20 protein-coding genes and 1 pseudogene are annotated in these 16,750 nt (G+C 65.6%); 14 read left to right on the top strand and 7 right to left on the bottom strand.

What is annotated here, in order from left to right; all coding sequences use genetic code 11:
• Positions 1-51: 51 nt before the first annotated feature.
• From AB7535_RS12310 to AB7535_RS12245, 14 genes and pseudogenes are all read left to right on the top strand, one after another.
• On the top strand, positions 52-987 hold the full coding sequence (locus AB7535_RS12310) for a peptidylprolyl isomerase (RefSeq protein ID WP_439034779.1): 936 nt from the start codon (positions 52-54) through the stop codon (positions 985-987).
• Positions 987-2,021 carry a 4-hydroxythreonine-4-phosphate dehydrogenase PdxA gene (gene pdxA / locus AB7535_RS12305; protein ID WP_439036359.1) on the top strand — a complete coding sequence of 345 codons (1,035 nt, stop codon included), beginning with the start codon at positions 987-989 and terminating at the stop codon, positions 2,019-2,021. Before AB7535_RS12310 ends, pdxA begins: the two co-directional genes overlap by 1 nt.
• A complete protein-coding gene (gene rsmA / locus AB7535_RS12300) occupies positions 2,021-2,878 on the top strand; it encodes a 16S rRNA (adenine(1518)-N(6)/adenine(1519)-N(6))-dimethyltransferase RsmA (protein WP_085402860.1) in 858 nt (285 codons plus the stop codon). The genes pdxA and rsmA overlap by 1 nt, the downstream gene beginning before the upstream one ends.
• Positions 2,879-2,900: 22 nt before the next feature.
• The gene (locus tag AB7535_RS12295; RefSeq protein WP_063983685.1) at positions 2,901-3,959 is read left to right on the top strand and encodes an alcohol dehydrogenase; all 1,059 of its coding nucleotides are present in this window, start codon (positions 2,901-2,903) and stop codon (positions 3,957-3,959) included.
• A gap of 168 nt (positions 3,960-4,127) precedes the next feature.
• Positions 4,128-4,291, top strand: a pseudogene (locus AB7535_RS12290) (Flp family type IVb pilin).
• A gap of 71 nt (positions 4,292-4,362) precedes the next feature.
• Positions 4,363-4,599 carry a hypothetical protein gene (locus AB7535_RS12285; protein WP_028157550.1) on the top strand — a complete coding sequence of 79 codons (237 nt, stop codon included), beginning with the start codon at positions 4,363-4,365 and terminating at the stop codon, positions 4,597-4,599.
• 242 nt (positions 4,600-4,841) lie between these two features.
• Positions 4,842-5,552, top strand: a complete 711-nt coding sequence (locus AB7535_RS12280; protein ID WP_439036358.1) for a Crp/Fnr family transcriptional regulator — start codon at positions 4,842-4,844, stop codon at positions 5,550-5,552.
• A 48-nt stretch (positions 5,553-5,600) separates the two neighbouring features.
• Positions 5,601-5,816, top strand: a complete 216-nt coding sequence (locus AB7535_RS12275) for a DUF6894 family protein (RefSeq protein WP_063983687.1) — start codon at positions 5,601-5,603, stop codon at positions 5,814-5,816.
• 106 nt (positions 5,817-5,922) lie between these two features.
• Positions 5,923-6,114: a hypothetical protein gene (locus AB7535_RS12270; RefSeq protein ID WP_439036357.1), complete on the top strand. Its 192-nt coding sequence runs from the start codon at positions 5,923-5,925 to the stop codon at positions 6,112-6,114.
• 34 nt (positions 6,115-6,148) lie between these two features.
• Positions 6,149-6,325, top strand: a complete 177-nt coding sequence (locus AB7535_RS12265; protein ID WP_166095994.1) for a hypothetical protein — start codon at positions 6,149-6,151, stop codon at positions 6,323-6,325.
• A 61-nt stretch (positions 6,326-6,386) separates the two neighbouring features.
• Entirely contained in the window at positions 6,387-6,608 is a 222-nt protein-coding gene (locus AB7535_RS12260; protein ID WP_063983690.1) for a hypothetical protein, read from the top strand.
• Positions 6,609-6,797: 189 nt separating this feature from the next.
• A complete protein-coding gene (locus AB7535_RS12255) occupies positions 6,798-8,144 on the top strand; it encodes a caspase family protein (RefSeq protein WP_439036356.1) in 1,347 nt (448 codons plus the stop codon).
• Between the two features lie 28 nt (positions 8,145-8,172).
• Positions 8,173-8,673, top strand: coding sequence for a hypothetical protein (locus AB7535_RS12250; RefSeq protein ID WP_439036355.1), 501 nt, complete (start codon positions 8,173-8,175; stop codon positions 8,671-8,673).
• A 151-nt stretch (positions 8,674-8,824) separates the two neighbouring features.
• Entirely contained in the window at positions 8,825-10,072 is a 1,248-nt protein-coding gene (locus AB7535_RS12245; protein ID WP_439036354.1) for a hypothetical protein, read from the top strand.
• Here AB7535_RS12245 and gmk read toward each other — a convergent pair.
• The 7 genes from gmk to fabD all read right to left on the bottom strand — a co-directional run bounded on the left by gmk (position 10,005) and on the right by fabD (position 16,704).
• On the bottom strand, positions 10,005-10,664 hold the full coding sequence (gene gmk / locus AB7535_RS12240) for a guanylate kinase (RefSeq protein WP_166352747.1): 660 nt from the start codon (positions 10,662-10,664) through the stop codon (positions 10,005-10,007). The two genes, AB7535_RS12245 and gmk, sit on opposite strands and share 68 nt — an antisense overlap.
• A gap of 3 nt (positions 10,665-10,667) precedes the next feature.
• Complete coding sequence (locus tag AB7535_RS12235) at positions 10,668-11,555, bottom strand: YicC/YloC family endoribonuclease (protein ID WP_439036353.1); 888 nt, start codon at positions 11,553-11,555, stop codon at positions 10,668-10,670.
• Positions 11,556-11,670: 115 nt separating this feature from the next.
• Entirely contained in the window at positions 11,671-12,948 is a 1,278-nt protein-coding gene (gene mltG / locus AB7535_RS12230; RefSeq protein WP_071914663.1) for an endolytic transglycosylase MltG, read from the bottom strand.
• 125 nt (positions 12,949-13,073) lie between these two features.
• Entirely contained in the window at positions 13,074-14,339 is a 1,266-nt protein-coding gene (gene fabF, locus AB7535_RS12225) for a beta-ketoacyl-ACP synthase II (protein WP_166095975.1), read from the bottom strand.
• A gap of 108 nt (positions 14,340-14,447) precedes the next feature.
• Complete coding sequence (locus tag AB7535_RS12220) at positions 14,448-14,687, bottom strand: acyl carrier protein (protein WP_008130699.1); 240 nt, start codon at positions 14,685-14,687, stop codon at positions 14,448-14,450.
• A 307-nt stretch (positions 14,688-14,994) separates the two neighbouring features.
• On the bottom strand, positions 14,995-15,732 hold the full coding sequence (gene fabG, locus AB7535_RS12215; protein WP_028147729.1) for a 3-oxoacyl-[acyl-carrier-protein] reductase: 738 nt from the start codon (positions 15,730-15,732) through the stop codon (positions 14,995-14,997).
• A 12-nt stretch (positions 15,733-15,744) separates the two neighbouring features.
• The gene (gene fabD, locus AB7535_RS12210; RefSeq protein WP_135215282.1) at positions 15,745-16,704 is read right to left on the bottom strand and encodes an ACP S-malonyltransferase; all 960 of its coding nucleotides are present in this window, start codon (positions 16,702-16,704) and stop codon (positions 15,745-15,747) included.
• Between the last annotated feature and the right edge of the window lie 46 nt (positions 16,705-16,750).

Genomic DNA, 16,750 nt, shown 5'->3' with positions numbered 1-16,750 from the left:
CCGGGCTCTCCCGAGAGCGAGCTCATCCCGGCTGACATGCGAGCGATAATCATGACGACCCAATTGCCTGTTTTTCGCCTCCTCCTCGCCATCGGTGCCGGGTTGATCCTCACCGGCCTGCCCGCGCCGTCGCGCGCGCAGAACATCGTCGTGATGGTCAACGGCGACCCGATCACCGATTTCGACATCGAGCAGCGCTCCAAGCTCGACCAGCTGACCACGCAGAAGACCCCGAGCCGGCAGGAGGTCATCAACGAGCTGATCGACGACAAGGTGAAGCTCAAGGAAGGCAAGAAATACGGCGTCGACCCCGGCATCTCCGACATCAACCAGTCCTACGAGGGCATGGCGCAGCGCATGCGCATCACGCCGGATCAGCTCACCAAGTCGCTCGAGGTCAAGGGCGTCCGCCCCGAGACGCTGAAGGGCCGCATGAAGGCCGAGATGGTCTGGACCAGCCTCGTACGCGGCCGCTTCAAGGAGAAGCTGATGGTCGGCGAGCGCGACGTCGCGCAGGCCGTGCAGGCCCAGACCGGCGACAAGCTCCAGATCGAGGGCACCGAGTACAAGATGCAGCCGATCGTGCTGATCGTGCCGCGCGGCTCCTCCCCGGCGTTCCTGGAGACGCGGCAGAAGGAAGCCGAGACCTATCGCTCGCGTGTCGGAAGCTGCGAGGAAGCCAATTCGCTGTTCCGCTCAACGCCGAACGCCACCATCCGCGACACCGTCACCAAGACCACCGCGGAACTGCCCGAGGCGCTTCGCAAGGTGCTCGACGACACCCAGATCGGCCACCTGACCGCGCCGGAGGTCACCAAGGCGGGCATCGAGATGGTCGTGCTGTGCTCGCGCAAGCCGACCATGATCGACACGCCGAAAAAGCGCGAGGTCCGCGAGAAGATGTATTCGGAGAAGTACGAGAAGACCCAGAAGGCCTATCTCGATGATCTCCGGAAAGCGGCGATGATCGAATATCGCAACCGCTGATGGCCAACTTCGCCTTAGAACCTTCCATCAAGCCTTCGAAGCCCCTCGCCCTGACCCTGGGAGAGCCCGCCGGCATCGGCCCCGACATCACGATCGCAGCCTGGCTCAGACGCCGCGAACTGAACCTGCCCGCCTTCTATCTGCTCGGCGACGAGGCCTTCGTCGCTCGCCGCGCCAAGGCCCTCGGCGCCGATATCCGGATTGCCTCGGTAAGCGCCGGCGAGGCCGCAGCCGCGTTCACCGAGGCCCTGCCCGTGGTCGCAACGGGCGAGAGTGCAACAGCCGAGCCCGGCAAGCCCGATGAAGCGAGCGCGCCGGCCGCGCTCGCTTCGATCCGGCAGGCGGTCGCCGACGTCCGTGAAGGCCGCGCCGGCGCCGTCGTCACCAACCCGATCGCCAAGAGCGTGCTCTACCGCTCAGGCTTCCGCCATCCCGGCCACACCGAATACCTCGCCGAGCTTGCCGCAGAGAACGGCCGCGTGCCGCAGCCGGTGATGATGCTGTGGTCGCCGCGGCTCGCCGTGGTGCCCGTGACCATCCACGTCTCCTTGCGCGATGCGCTGGCCCAGCTCACCAGCGAGCTCATTGTCTCGACCGTGCGCATCGTCGCGACCGAGCTAAAATCCCGCTTCGGCATCGAAAGGCCGCGCATCGCGATCTCCGGCCTCAACCCGCATGCCGGAGAGGACGGCTCGCTCGGCCACGAGGAGCAGACCGTGATTGCACCAGCGCTCAAGGCGTTGCGTAGCGACGGCATCGAGGCGAAGGGACCGCTCCCTGCCGACACCATGTTCCACGAGGCCGCACGCAACACCTATGACTGCGCCGTCTGCATGTACCACGACCAGGCGCTGATCCCAATCAAGACGGTCGCCTTCGACGACGCGGTCAATGTCACGCTCGGCCTGCCCTTCATCCGCACCTCGCCCGATCACGGCACCGCCTTCGACATCGCCGGCACGGCCAAGGCCAATCCGGCAAGCCTGATCGCGGCGCTCAAGCTCGCAAGCCGCATGGCGGCTGCGCAAAGCTGATGAGCGCGATCGACGACCTCCCGCCGCTTCGCGAGGTCATTCGCCAGCACGCGCTGTCGGCACGCAAATCGCTGGGCCAGAACTTCCTGCTCGACCTCAATCTCACCGCGCGCATCGCGCGTGCCGCCGCGCCGCTCGAGGACTCCACCATCGTCGAGATCGGTCCCGGCCCGGGCGGGTTGACGCGCGCGTTGCTCGCGCTCGGCGCCAAACGCGTCATCGCCATCGAGCATGACGAGCGCGCGATCCCTGCCTTGCAGGATATTTCCGCGCGCTACCCTGATAGGCTCGAGATTGTGCATGGCGATGCCATGACCTTCGACCCGCGTCCGCTGCTCAATGGCGAACGAGCCAAGATCGTCGCGAACCTGCCTTACAACATCGCGACCCAGCTCCTGATCGGCTGGCTCACGACCGACCCCTGGCCGCCCTGGTACGACATGATGGTGCTGATGTTCCAGCGCGAGGTCGGTGAGCGCATCGTGGCACGCGAGGACGAGGAGGCCTATGGCCGCCTCGGCGTGCTCGCCAACTGGCGCTGCGAGACGAAGATCCTGTTCGACATTTCGCCCTCGGCCTTCGTGCCGCCGCCGAAGGTCACCTCCTCCGTCGTGCGGCTGGTGCCGCGCGCAGAGCCTCTGCCTTGCGATCGCAAGCTGCTCGAACAGGTCGCAGCCGCCGCTTTCGGGCAGCGCCGAAAAATGCTGCGGCAAAGCCTGAAATCGCTTCAAGCGGATCCCGCTCGCCTTGCCGCGGCCGCAGGTGTCGATGCGACGCGCCGTGCCGAGACCATTCCGATATCAGGCTTTGTTGCCATGGCACGTGAATTGGCGGATATACGAAAGCAAGCTGGATAACAGGAATTTCGGAGGAAGGAATATGGCGTTGATGCGTCGGCAGTCCCTGGTCAAGTTCGATGCGCCATTGTGCGAGACCATCGTCGACACGCCGAAGCCGAAAGGCGCCGAGGTGCTGGTGCGCATCGAGCGCTGCGGCCTCTGCCATTCCGACTTGCACATCCAGGACGGCTATGCCGATCTCGGCGGCGGCAAGAAGCTCGACACCACGCGCGGCATGACGCTGCCGTTTACGCTCGGCCACGAGATCGCGGGCGTGGTCGACGAAGTCGGCTCGGACGTGCCGGCGAACCTCGTCGGAGCCAAGAAGGCGGTGTTCCCGTGGATCGGCTGCGGCCAGTGCCGCGACTGCGCCAATGGCGACGAAAACCTTTGCGCGAAGCAGCGCTTCCTCGGCGTCTCCATCGATGGCGGCTTCGCCACCCACGTACTGGTGCCCGACGCGAAGTACCTGCTCGACTACGATCCCCTGCCCGTCAACCAGGCCGCGACGCTGATGTGCTCCGGCGTGACCGCCTACGGCGCGCTCAAGCGCCTGGTCGACCGTCCGCGCCAGCGCAATCTGCTGCTGATCGGCCTTGGCGGCGTCGGCATGATGGGCCTGTCGTTTGCGCAGGCGATGTTCAAGCAGCCGATCACGGTGGCCGATCTCTCGCCGGCCGCACGCGAGACCGCGCTGAAGAACGGCGCAGCCGTCGCCTACGATCCGTCCGAGCCCGACGTGATCAAGCGCATCCTGAAGGAAACCGAGGGCGGCTTCGACGAGGTGGTCGATTTCGCCGGCAATGAGAAGTCGATGGCCTTTGCCGTGGCGGTCGCCGCGCGCGGCGGCAAGGTCGTCGTCTCCGGCCTGATGGGCGGCCAGTTCACCCTACCGATGGTGCAATGGGTCTACAAGCGCCTGACCGTCGAGGGCTTCATGGTCGGCACGCTCGCGGAAGCCCAGGAGCTGATGGCGCTCGCCCGCGCCGGCAAGATCAAGCCGACGCCGATGCGCGAGGAGCCGATGGGCGACGTCCAGAAATGGATCGACGAGTTGCGCGCCGGCAAGGTCGTCGGCCGCATCGTGCTGAAGAACTGATGCGCAGGAAAATCTGGACAGGCTTGGCGGCGGGATGAGATCTCGCCGCCGCGTTTTCCTCCGTCGAATTAACCCGGAATTGACGCAAGCCCCGGTTCCAAATAGGGGAACCGGCAAGCCGCGAACTAAAGTCCTCACCAGCTTTCTCTTTGGAATTCTGGTGAGGCCATGCAGACCATCCGCCGCTTCCTGGTCGATGAAACCCCGCAGCCACTGCGATCGAATACGGCCTGATCGCAGCCGGCATCGCGCTCGCGATCATCGCCGTGGTCAACAATCTCGGCTCGTCGTTGAAGTTGAAGTTCGGCTCGATCAGCACCTCGCTGAAGTAGCGCGAAAACCTGCGCGCGCTGAAGGCACGTCGCCGCGCGGAACGGCTGCGGCCACACCGCGTTGGCAGCGCATGTCCATTCGTTGCACCGTCGAAAGCGCATTCTTCATCGCCTGGAGCTTCCTGGAGCAGAGCGGCGAGCTCGGGCCTCCGGACGAGACCGCGAACACCATTCTGGATGCCATCGAAGCGCAACTCAGGACCGGAGAGCGCCGGCAGTTGATGCTCGCCAACAAGGCGATCGGTGCCTACCGCAAGCAGGTCGCCCAAAGCCGCCTCCTGGCCGAACGCCAGATCCGTCTCGGATAAGAGCCCGCGGCGCCCCACAAGCGCTGGCTCATTTGGAATTTCCGTAGTTCTCCGGATGAGAACAAAGTTCGCAGCGTGTCCTGCGGGCAACGCCGGACGGCGCGACGCCTCGCTGCTGCGAACTTTTCGGTTTCCCGCAAACATTTGTGTTCACTTTGGAACTGTCGGTTCCTGCGCGGAAACGTAGGGTTTTTCCTGGAGACGCCGATTCCCGGCCAACGAAGAGCCCAGAGACAAGAAGCGTGACCGGCCGGCCCAGGAACGATCTGCTGCGAAGGCTCAGCGCCCAGGATTTCGAGCTGCTCGCGCCGCACCTGCAATCGGTCGAGGTCGCCGCGAACCACGTTCTGCATCACGCCGGCGACGGCATCTCCGTGGTCCACTTCCCCTGCGGCCCTGCGTTCGTGTCGTTCGCGGTGCCGGTTGAGGATGACCGCGAGGTCGAAAGTCTCCTGGTGGGCCGCGAGGGCGGGGTCGGTCTTTCCGCAGGCCGCAGCCCGTCGCTGGCCTTTTCCCGCGTCGTCGTGAAGGTCGGCGGCACGCTGGTCCGCCTGCCGCTGCGCGCGCTCGAGCAGGCGCAGCAGCGATCGCCCGGCATGCATGAGCTTTTTTCGCGCTACGCAGCCTGCCAGTTCGCACAGCTGCTCCAGACCGCGGCCTGCAACGCGGCGCATTCGATCGAGCAACGCGCGGCCAAATGGATCATCGCGGCCCGAGAGCATATCGGCAGCGACGAAATCCGCCTCACCCATGAGCAGCTCGCCGGCATGCTCGGCGTCTCCCGCAGCTATGCCAGCCGCGTCATCCAGACGTTCAAGGCCAGGCGCATCCTCGCGACCCGCCGCGGCGCCATCCTGATTCTCGATGCGCCGGCACTCGAGACAAGCGCCTGCACCTGCAACGGCGCGGTGAAGAAGCACTTTCGCGAAGGGCTGGGACGCGCGGCGGGCTAGAACGATCCGCGCAGCCGGAACATATTCGCGTGGCCCGCATTGCCCGACATGGCGCGGTACTTCTTTCATTTCGAGGGCCAGCAACCTCACACCGACACGACCGGTGAAACGCTCCTCGACGACGATGCCGCCTGGCGCGAAGCCGTCCGCCTCTCCCGCGACGTCGAGCATGCGCTGCGCCCCGGCGACAGCTGGACGCTCAGCGTGTTTGACGGAAGCGAGCCTGTCTTCGTGCTTGCAATGGTGACACGGCGGTTTCGCTGACAGCCCTTCCCGTCGCCTCCGCACCGATCACATCAGACCACCAATTGGAACGCCGCGAATGTCCCATGCGTTGGCATCTCGTGAGGCAACGACGGAGTCAAAGCCCATGACGAAGCCGCTGACGAAAACGGTCAAGCCTGTTCCCGCGGAGAACCAGAGCCACAAGGGTCCCGGCAGCACGCCGTCAATTCCGCTCGACACCACCGAGGGCCATCGCGACGACGAGAAGCAGAACATTCGCGAACAGGCCGAGCACGGCAACATCACCCAGAACACCACGAACAGGCGCATGGGCTAAAAGACCAGGGGGATCGAAGAGAGGAGACACGAACTTGGTCGATCTCGGCAAATGGTACGATCCGATATCCGAGCGCTGGATCGCACCACGTGAATCACGATTGGAAGAAAAATCCTCTCATGCAAGCGAGAACCACGTCCTTGAGCTGCAGCGGACCATCGAAGTTCAGCGCATCTGGCGCGCACTTGTCGATTGCTGCGCCCGCGACTGATGATCTTGCGCGCACGCCGCGGCGGATCGACCCGCCGCCGGCCGCGCCGTTGTAACCCTGCATGAACGATCCTGCTTCATCCGCAAGGCCCGTCGCAACCGCGATATGCTATCTGTCTATCATCGTTGGCTGCGCCTGCCTGCTGCTGGCCGCAATCTGCATCGCCATCGCCTGCCAGGTCTTTATCCAGACCGGCGTGTTCGCCCAGTCCTACGCGCTGGTGGGACTCATCAGCACTGCGCTGGGATGTCTGGCGCTGACGCTGGCGCGGGTGTGGAAGTAAACACCGATCCATCCCTCATCATTCCGGCGTGCGTGGCCCGGGGTGGATGCCCGGGATAAGCCCGGGCATGACGGCCTGTAACGCTCCCATGCGATTGCCCTGCACAGAATGTCGCACCGCTTTTCGCCGGCGCGCCGGGCTGGTAGATTGGCGTCATTGCCTTGAAGAATTTTCGCTTTGGGGGTTTTCATGCGCGCGAGGATTTTCAATCGCGTCGTGGGGCTGGCGGCGCTGGCCGCAGCCCTGCTTATCGCCGGGGCGGCGCCGGCCTCGGCCGAGAAGCGCATTGCGCTGGTCGTCGGCAACTCCGCCTACAAGAACATCACGCCGCTCGACAACCCGTCCAAGGACGCGAGCCTGATGGCGGAGACGCTTGCCGCGCTCGGCTTCACACTGGTCGGCGGGCGCGCCCAGCTCGATCTCGACAAGGGCGCGATGGACATCGCGGTGCAGAGCTTTGGCCGGCAGGTCCAGGGCGCCGACGTCGCGCTGTTCTATTATGCCGGTCACGGCGTGCAGGTCGCCGGCTCCAACTATCTCGTGCCTGTCGGCGCCAATCCGACGCGCGAGGCCGATGTCGATTTCCAGATGACCGACGTCAACCTCGTGCTGCGGCAGATGCAGGGATCGGGTACGCGCCTCAACCTCGTGATCCTCGACGCCTGCCGCAACAACCCGTTTGGCTCGCGCGGCCTTCGATCCTCCGACGGCGGCCTTGCGCAGATGCGCGCGCCGGAGGGCACGCTGATCTCCTACGCGACGCAGCCCGGCAACGTCGCGCAGGACGGCAGCGACGGCCACAGCCCCTACACCAAGGCGCTGGCGGCGACGGTCCGGACCGCGGGCCTCGACGTGTTCCAGACCTTCAACCAGGTCGGCCTCGCCGTGAAGCGCGCCACATCAGGCACGCAGCAGCCCTGGGTGTCGTCCTCGCCGATCGACGGCACCTTCTATTTCGTGCCGCCGACGCAAAGCCCGCCGCCGCAGGTCGCCGCGATGCAGCCCGATCCGCTGCCGGCGGATCGGCTGCGCGCCGATCCCGATCGCGTGCCGCTGCGCGATGCCGCGCTGCTGAGCGAATTGAGCGAGCGGCTCTACGAGCTCAATTTCGATCCTGACACGCCCGATGGACTGACCCGTGCGATCACCAAGCTCCAGCAGCGGATCTCGATGGCGCCGACGGGCGAGGCAACCGAAGGCCTGCTGCTGCGGATGCGCAAGATGGAGGATCTGAAGCCGTGGGGCTCGATCGTGTACGGTCCCGACAGCAGCAAATGGGGCATATCGTGGAACCACGCCTCGCGGCGCGCGGCGGTGGCGGATGCGCGCGGCAATTGCGCCGGCGCCAAATGTCCGATCGAGCTCTCCTTCTACGGCAACCGCTGCGGCGCGTTCGCGATATCAGACAAATCCTGGTCGCTGGTCCAGCGCGACAGCATCCAGCACGCCAGGGATGCCGCGCTTGACGAATGCGGCAAGGCTGGCAAAGCTTGCCGCATTATCGGATCCGTCTGCGCCGACGGCTCCGGCCGCTGATACCTTTTTCATTTCGGATTGTTTCCTCATGCCCAATGCCGTCGTCCGTACGATCGCCCTTGCGTCCCTCCTCAACCTCGCCCTCGCCTCGTCGTCCGCCTTCGCGCAGTCCGGCAGCGCCGGCGGCTCGATCGGCAACGACGAAAAGTCGCTGTCCGGCTCGCGCCAGGATACTTCTTCAGGCCGCTCGGCCGAACCGGCCGCGCCCTCACGCCGGAGCAAGCCGGCGACCGAGGAACGCTCGTCGCCTCGGCGAAGCGGAGGTGGCGGCGGTGGTTTCGACGGTGCCTGGGCGGTCGTCAGCGTTGGTTGCGGCGGCAGCACGAGCGGCGCTGTCGTCGTGAGCTCGGGCAAGATCATCGGCGAAGGCGTTCGCGGAACCGTCAGCACGGGCGGCTCGGTCAGCACGTTCGGCCAGGGCCAAGGCGTGACCTTTACCAGCACGGGCCGGCTCTCGGGCCGCAGTGGTTCCGGAACGTGGCGCCGCTCCGACGGCTGCGGCGGAACCTGGAGTTCGGCGAAGCAATAGCCCTCGAAAACGCCTGAATTCGCGGCGGAACGAACACCGCGCAGGCCCGATTCAAGCCACATCCTCTCCGGATTTGCGGCTCATTGCCACCCAAGTCTTTGATGACAAAGGGAACGTAAAGAGTTGCGTTATGCGTAATCGGGAGACCAGGATGGGCAACCGCACCGCGAAGTTCATATCTGCGCTTGTCGGCAGCATCATCGCCGGCGCACCACTGGCCGCCGTGTCGCAGAATGCGCCGGAGGCAACGAGCTCGGCAAATGCCGCCAGCGACTGCCTCGCCTCGCCAAAGGGCGTCGCGCCGCAGGGGCAGCATTGGTACTATCGCCTGGAGCGCGGGAGCAAGCGGCAATGCTGGTATCTGCGCGCCGAAGGCAGCAAGGACAGCGCCAAGGCCGTGCAGACCGCGCAGGCTGCGCCCGATGCACCGACGGCAGATTCAGCAGCGCCGCAGCAGCAGCACCCAGTGCAGGACGCACGCGCCGAATATCTGACGCCGCAGGGCAATACCGCGCCGACGACGCCGAATGCGCCCGCACCAGCGAAACCGGCGCCGATGCAACAAGCTGCCACTCCCTCCGCCGACAGCAACGCGCAGCAGCCCCCGGTCGCCACGCGCTGGCCCGATGCCTCCGCCGCGGCTCCGTCGCCCGCACCGCAGGCTGCGCCCGCTCCTGTCGCCTCGCCCGCACCGCCGAGCGCGAAGCCGTCAAAATCCCCTGCCCCGGTCGCGCTTGCCGCAGCAGATGCCACCACCGATAAAGCGACCGGCTCGCTCCAGACGCTGCTGCTCGTGATCGGTGGCGCGCTGGCGCTCGCCGGCCTCCTCGCCAGCATCATCTATCGCTTCGCAGGCGGACGACGCGTCCGCGTCCAGGATCGTCGCGTCAATTGGGACAATCGGGAGCCGCACGACGACGGTCGCGCGCCCTGGCTCGAGGCGATGCCGACTGCCGCGCCGCGTGCGCAGCAGCCGCGCCCGGTGGATTTCGATGCCGCCCGTCCCCAGGCGGCCGCGCGTCGCCAAGCCCCCCAACGCGAAGCCACTCAGCGCGAAGCCGCGCAGCTCGAGGCGATCGATCACGCAATCGATGCCGTCGATCAGCGGGCGCCCCAAGCCCGCCACGAGGTCGCAGAGCTCGACGAGGCCAACATGTTCAACGGAGAGTTCGAGATCGAGGCATCGGCCCCCCGGCTCGCGGCCAACGACATCAATGGCAAAGAGTCGGCCAATCGCGATGACGATGTGCAGATCGAGGACGCCGTCGACGTCGACGTGATCACGGCGATGCTGGAACGGCTGGCGCAGGAAGGACCGCGTCTCGCGAATCCTAACCTTGAAGCTGGCCTTGCAAACCTCGTACGAAACCAACGAGGCCAGTCCGCCGCTCGCGCTTGAGGCGCTCGGCCTTCAGGATCGACTGCACTTCGGCAAACGCCTCGTCGACCGCGTGGTTGATGACGATGTAGTCGTACTCGGCCCAGTGGCTCATCTCGTGGCTGGCGCGGCTCATGCGCTTGCGGATCACCTCGTCGGAATCCTGCGCGCGCGAATGCAGCCGCTTCTCGAGATCGGCGGCCGAGGGCGGTAAAATGAACACGCTGACGACGTCCGCGCGCGCCTTCTCGCGGAGCTGCTGCGTGCCCTGCCAATCGATGTCGAACAGCACGTCCTGCCCGGCCGACAGCGCCGCCTCGACCGGCGCACGCGGCGTGCCGTAGCTGTTGTCGAACACCGTCGCCCATTCCAGCAGTTCGTCGCCCTTCACCATCGCGTCGAACCTGGCCTTGTCGACGAACAGGTAGTCGCGGCCGTCGACCTCGCCGGGCCGCATCGCCCGCGTGGTCGCGGAGACCGACATCCGCAGGCCGGGCATGCGGTCGATCAGCAGACGCGACAGCGTCGTCTTGCCCGCGCCCGACGGCGAGGACAGCACGAACATCAAACCACGCCGCTCGACACCGTCAGTTCCGTGACCGCCCGTCGTCATCGATCACTCCAAATTCTGGACCTGTTCGCGGAATTGCTCGACCACGTTCTTCATGGCCAGGCCCGTATTGGTCAGATCGATGTCGTTCGACTTCGAGCAGCAGGTGTTGACCTCGCGATGAAACTCCTGCGCCAGGAAGTCGAGCTTGCGGCCGATCGGGCCGCCCTTGCCGATCAGCTCGCGCGCCTGCGCGATGTGGGAGGCGATGCGGTCGAGCTCCTCGCGGATGTCGGCCCTGGTGGCGATCAGGATCGCCTCCTGCATCAGGCGGTCGGAATCGAAACGGTCGGAGGTGTCGAGCAGGGTTGCGATCTGCTCGGCGAGTCTCGCCTTGATCGCCTCGGGCTTGCGGCCCGGCGCAGCTTCCGCCTTCCTCGCCAGCACCTCGACCTCGGCGACCCGCTGGGTCAGGATCTGCCCGAGCGACGTGCCCTCGCGCTTGCGCATCTCGACGAGATCGGCGAGCGCCTTGTCGAAGGCCTCCGCGGCGGCGGCACGCGCGGCCTTGTCCTCCTCCTCGTCACCCTCGGGCTCGGCGACCTCGACGACGCCCTTGATGGCGAGCAGGCCGTCGACGCTCGGCGCGACCGCATCGACCTTGCCGGCGATCATCGCGGCCGCCTTCAGGACAGCATTGAGCACGTCCTCGTTGACGCGGACGGAAGCTGCGGCGTTGGCGCGCTTGACGTTGAGATTGGCGTAGACGGTGCCGCGCGACAAAAGCTCGCCGGCGCGCTTCTTGGCGTGGGCCTCGAGCTCGTCGAACCCCTGCGGCAACCGCACCCTGAGGTCAAAGCCCTTGGCGTTGACCGACTTCAATTCCCATTCGAACGTATACGGCCCGCTAGCGCCGTGGCTTCGGGCAAAGCCGGTCATGGACGACAGCGCCATCAGGTCAATTTCTCCGGAAACTCAGGATTCGCGAGGCCCATCAGGCCACGCGAATCTTAAGACTATTTTGCAGGAAAGTGGAATCCGCAAAGTCCCGCAGGCAGGTCTGCGCGAACTAGCGCTGGACCACCGGCGGCGACGGCTGCACCGCGCCCTGGCGGGCGGGCGCGGGACCAGCGGGGCGAGCGGCTGGCGGCTTTTTCTGCTGATTGGGCCGCGTCGGCGTGGTCGCGGTCGGCGGATCCGCGGCAGCGCCGGGCGCGGCGGCCGCCGGCGGCTGCGCATCCTCGGCCGGCTCGACCGTGTCGTTCTGGATCTGCTTCTCCATCGCGCGCAGCTTGGCGACGTTCTTCTGGTGCGCGTCGTAGGTTTCGGTGAAGGCATGCCCGCCGGTGCCGTCGGCGACGAAATAGAGGTCGCGGGTGCGGGCCGGGTTGGCGGTGGCTTCCAGCGAGGCGCGGCCGGGGTTGGAGATCGGGCCGGGCGGCAGTCCCTCGATCACATAGGTGTTGTAGGGCGAAGGCTGCGTGATCTCGCTGCGCTTGATCGGACGGCCGAGCGTACCCTTGCCGCCGACAAGGCCGTAGATGATGGTCGGATCGGACTGCAGCTTGATTTTCTGCTTGAGCCGGTTGGCGAATACGGCAGCGACACGGCTGCGCTCGTCCGGCTTGCCGGTTTCCTTCTCGACGATCGAGGCCAGCGTCACCAGTTGCTCCGGCGATTTCACCGGAATGTCCTGGCTGCGGCGCTCCCAGATCTCGGCCAGCACGCGCTTGTGGGCCTGTTGCATGCGCTGGATCACCTGATCGCGCGGGGTCCCGCGCGGGAACTTGTAGGTCTCGGGCAGCAGCGTGCCTTCACGCGGCAATTCGCGGACGCTGCCGGTGAAGATGTCGTTGTCGGACAGCCGCGCCACGATCTGCTCGGAAGTGAGGCCTTCCGGGATCGTAACGGAATGCTGCACCACCTTGCCCTCGACGATAGTGGCGATGACGTCGCGCAAGGAGGCGTTCTTCTGGAACGAATATTCACCTGGCTTCAGGTCCGAGCTCGCCTTCAGCGCGGCGACGCTGGCGATGAACACCCAGGGATTGACGTCGGCCACGCCTTCCCGGTTCAGCGTCTCGGCGATGTCGCGCTTGCCGGCCCGCTGCGGGATGTTGACGATCTTGTCTTCCTTCAGCGGCCCCGGCGCCTCGAGCAATTGCCGGCCGTAATAGTAGACGCCGCCGGCGCCGAGCATGGCGATCAGCAGAAGGGTGATGATGGCGTTGCCGACGATCACGAAGGGATTGCGCGCCCGGTCCGATCGCCTCGGCGGCGGCGGAACCTGCTCGGGCTCCAGCGCTGCCCGCGGACTCCGGGGCGAAATGGGCGGCCTTTCACTCATCGAAGCAACCTGAATCCTGCCGGTTCAATCGCGGCCAGACAATCGCTTGTCGAGCCAATGCACGCGCCCACGGGGTATGACTATCGCCGAATACGGCAAAACGGTGGATTCGTTTCAAACGCAAACTAATGAACCAGGCGGCGGAAGATCACCGACGCGTTGGTACCGCCAAAACCGAAAGAATTCGACAACGCGACGTTGACCTCGCGCTTCTTCGCAATGTGCGGCACGAGATCGATCGCAGTCTCGACCGACGGATTGTCCAGGTTGATGGTCGGCGGCACGACATTATCGCGAATCGCGAGAATGGCGAAGATTGCCTCGATCGCGCCGGCGGCACCGAGGAGATGGCCGGTCGAGGATTTGGTCGAGGACATCGCGACCTTGGAAGCGGTGTTGCCGAGCAGCCGCTCGACCGCACCGAGCTCGATCTCGTCGCCGAGCGGTGTCGAGGTGCCGTGGGCGTTGATGTAGTCGAGATCGGATGCCGTGAGGCCGGCGCGCTTGAGCGCTGCCGCCATGCTGCGGAAGCCGCCATCGCCATCGGGCGACGGCGAGGTGATGTGATAGGCATCGCCCGAAAGGCCGTAGCCGATCACCTCGGCGTAGATCTTGGCGCCGCGGCGCTGAGCGTGCTCGAGTTCTTCCAGGACGAGGACACCGGCGCCCTCGCCCATCACGAAGCCGTCGCGGTCCTTGTCGTAGGGACGCGATGCCTTCTCGGGCGTTTCGTTGAAGCCGGTCGAGAGCGCGCGCGCGGCGTTGAAGCCGGCAATGCCGATACGGCTGATCGGCGACTCGGCGCCACCGGCAACCATGACGTCGGCATCGGCCAGCGCAATCAGACGGGCGGCGTCGCCCACCGCATGTGCACCGGTCGAGCAGGCCGTGACCACCGAATGGTTCGGCCCCTTCAGGCCGTGCGCGATCGAGACGTAGCCGGAGGCAAGATTGATGAGGCGGCCCGGAATGAAGAACGGCGACACCCGGCGCGGTCCGCGCTCCTTCAGGAGGATCGCGGTTTCGGCAATGCCGGTGAGGCCGCCGATGCCGGAACCGATCATGGTGCCGGTCGCACACTTGTCCTCTTCGGTCTCGGGATGCCAGTTGGCATCATCGAGCGCCTGGCCGGCTGCGGCCATGCCGAAGATGATGAAGTCGTCGACCTTGCGCTGGTCCTTCGGCTCCATCCAGGTATCGGGATTGAAAGTATCGTTCGTGCCGTCGCCGCGCACGACGGTGCAGGCGTATTTGGTCTGAAGATCGGAGACATCGAAGCTCTCGATCCTGCGTGCGCCGCTTTCGCCGTTGAGGATGCGTTTCCAGGTCGGTTCGACGCCGCAGCCGAGCGGCGACACCATGCCGAGACCAGTGACGACAACCCGCCTCATGTTCGAAAACTCCGCATCGAAAGATTCACGGCCAATAACAAGAAACCGGCTGACCGCTGGTCAGCGGCCCGTCCGGTTTCAATGTTGTCCCCGCGAAAATGAAGAGCCTTAGCTCTTCGCGTTCTTCTCGAGAAACTTCGTGGCGTCGCCGACGGTGAGAATCGTCTCCGCGGCGTCGTCCGGAATCTCGCAACCGAATTCTTCTTCGAACGCCATCACCAGCTCGACGGTGTCCAGACTGTCGGCGCCGAGGTCGTCGATGAAGCTCGCAGCGTCGACAACCTTCTCGGGTTCAACACCAAGGTGTTCGACCACGATCTTCTTAACCCGCTCGCCAATGTCACTCATTGCATAACCTCGTGTTGTTCCCTGTAGACCCGACCCCCCGGGACGATACGAGCCGTCGTGGTCGTTGACTGCCTTCGCTTACGAACTTTGATTGGCCCCATCTTAACCGATGCAGGCCCGGCGAGACGGCCAAGGCTCCGCATCGCCAATATACAGGGTTTCAAAAACCTGCAATGGCGTTCTTTGCCCATCCGTTGAGCGTCCGGTTATCATACTTCAACTGCCTTGACTACAAGCCTCATTTCGCACCGGAAACGGCCGTTTGCCGCATCCCGCACCGCCCTTGTGGGCAGTGCGGAAGGAGACGTCAGATCATGGCCATGCCGCCGTTGACGTGGATGGTTTGTCCCGTGACGTAGGCCGCTTCGTTCGAACTCAGGTAGACGGCGGCGGCTGCGATGTCCTCCGGCGTCCCCAGGCGGGCAGCCGGAACCTTGGCCAGAATCGTCTCGCGCTGCTTGTCGTTGAGCGCATCGGTCATCGGCGTCTTGATGAAGCCCGGCGCGATGCAGTTCGCGGTCACGCCGCGCTTGGCGTATTCGGCACCGAGCGTCTTGATCATGCCGATCAGGCCGGCCTTCGATGCCGTGTAGTTGCCCTGCCCGGGATTGCCGGTGACGCCGACGATCGACGTGATGGCAATGATACGGCCGAAGCGCTTGCGCATCATCAGCTTGGTCGCGGCGCGCGCCAGGCGGAAGGTCGAGGTCAGATTGATGTTGATGACCTCCTCCCAGTCCTCGTCACGGAGCTGGACGAAGAGATTGTCGCGGGTGATGCCGGCATTGGCGACGAGAATGTCGACCTGCCCCATCGCGGCTTCCGCGGCGGGCACCAGCGCCTCGACCTCGTCGGCCTTGGAGAGATTGCAGGGCAGCACGTGGGTACGCTCGCCGAGCTTGCCGGCGAGCTCATCCAGCACTTCCTTGCGCGTTCCGGAGATCGCAACGGTAGCACCCTGCGCGTGCAGCGCCTGCGCGATCGCGCCGCCGATGCCGCCGGTCGCGCCGGTGACGAGCGCCTTTTTGCCAGTCAGATCGAACATTGAAAAACTCCTTCAGGCCTGCTTCGCAGCGGCCAATGCATCCTTGGCGGCGGCAATGTCGTTGGGACCACCGACCGACACGCCGACGGCGCCATCCGCAATGCGCTTGACGAGACCAGACAGCACCTTGCCAGCGCCGATCTCGAAGAAGCGGTTGACGCCCTGCCCTGCCATATAGGCAACCGACTCGCGCCAGCGCACCGTGCCGGTGACCTGCTCGACCAGGCGGCGACGGATCTCGTCGGGATCGCTGATGGCGCTCGCCAGCACGTTCGACACCAGCGGCGCCGCCGGCGCCCTGATCGTGACCTTCGCCAGCGCCTCCGCCATGGCGTCGGCGGCGGGCTGCATCAACTTGCAATGGAACGGTGCGGACACCGGCAGCAGCATTGCGCGCTTAGCGCCCTTGGTCTTGGCAATCTCGACGGCGCGATCGACCGCAGCCTTGTCGCCGGAGACGACCACCTGCCCGCCGCCATTGTCGTTGGCGGCCTGGCAGACCTGGCCCTGTGCCGCCTCGCCTGCGACCTCCATGGCGGCCTCGTAGTCGAGACCAAGGAGAGCGGCCATCGCGCCGGCGCCGACCGGCACGGCTTTTTGCATTGCGAGACCGCGGGTGCGAAGCAACCGCGCGGTATCCGAGATCGTCAGGCTGCCGGCCGCAGCCAGCGCCGAATATTCACCGAGCGAGTGGCCGGCGACGAAGGCCGCATCCCGTCCCACGGAAAACCCGGCTTCGGCCTCCAGCACGCGCAGGGTGGCGACAGAGACCGCCATCAGCGCCGGCTGGGCGTTTTGGGTGAGCTGGAGAGTTTCTGCCGGACCATCCCAGATGATCGCCGTCAGCTTCTCCCCAAGCGCGGCATCGACCTCGTCGAACACGGCGCGCGCCACCGGAAAGGCGTCGGCCAGGGCCTTGCCCATGCCAACCGCCTGGGACCCCTGCCCTGGAAATGTGAATGCTGCCGTCATCGGCGCTCCCTGCTTGTCGGGCGTGATCCCTGCGAGAACCGGCAGC

Source organism: Bradyrhizobium sp. 956_D2_N1_4 (assembly GCF_052076025.1).
Lineage (GTDB): Bacteria > Pseudomonadota > Alphaproteobacteria > Rhizobiales > Xanthobacteraceae > Bradyrhizobium > Bradyrhizobium barranii.
Note: the sequence above shows the minus strand (reverse complement) of the source record. Positions and strands in the feature narration are given on the sequence as shown.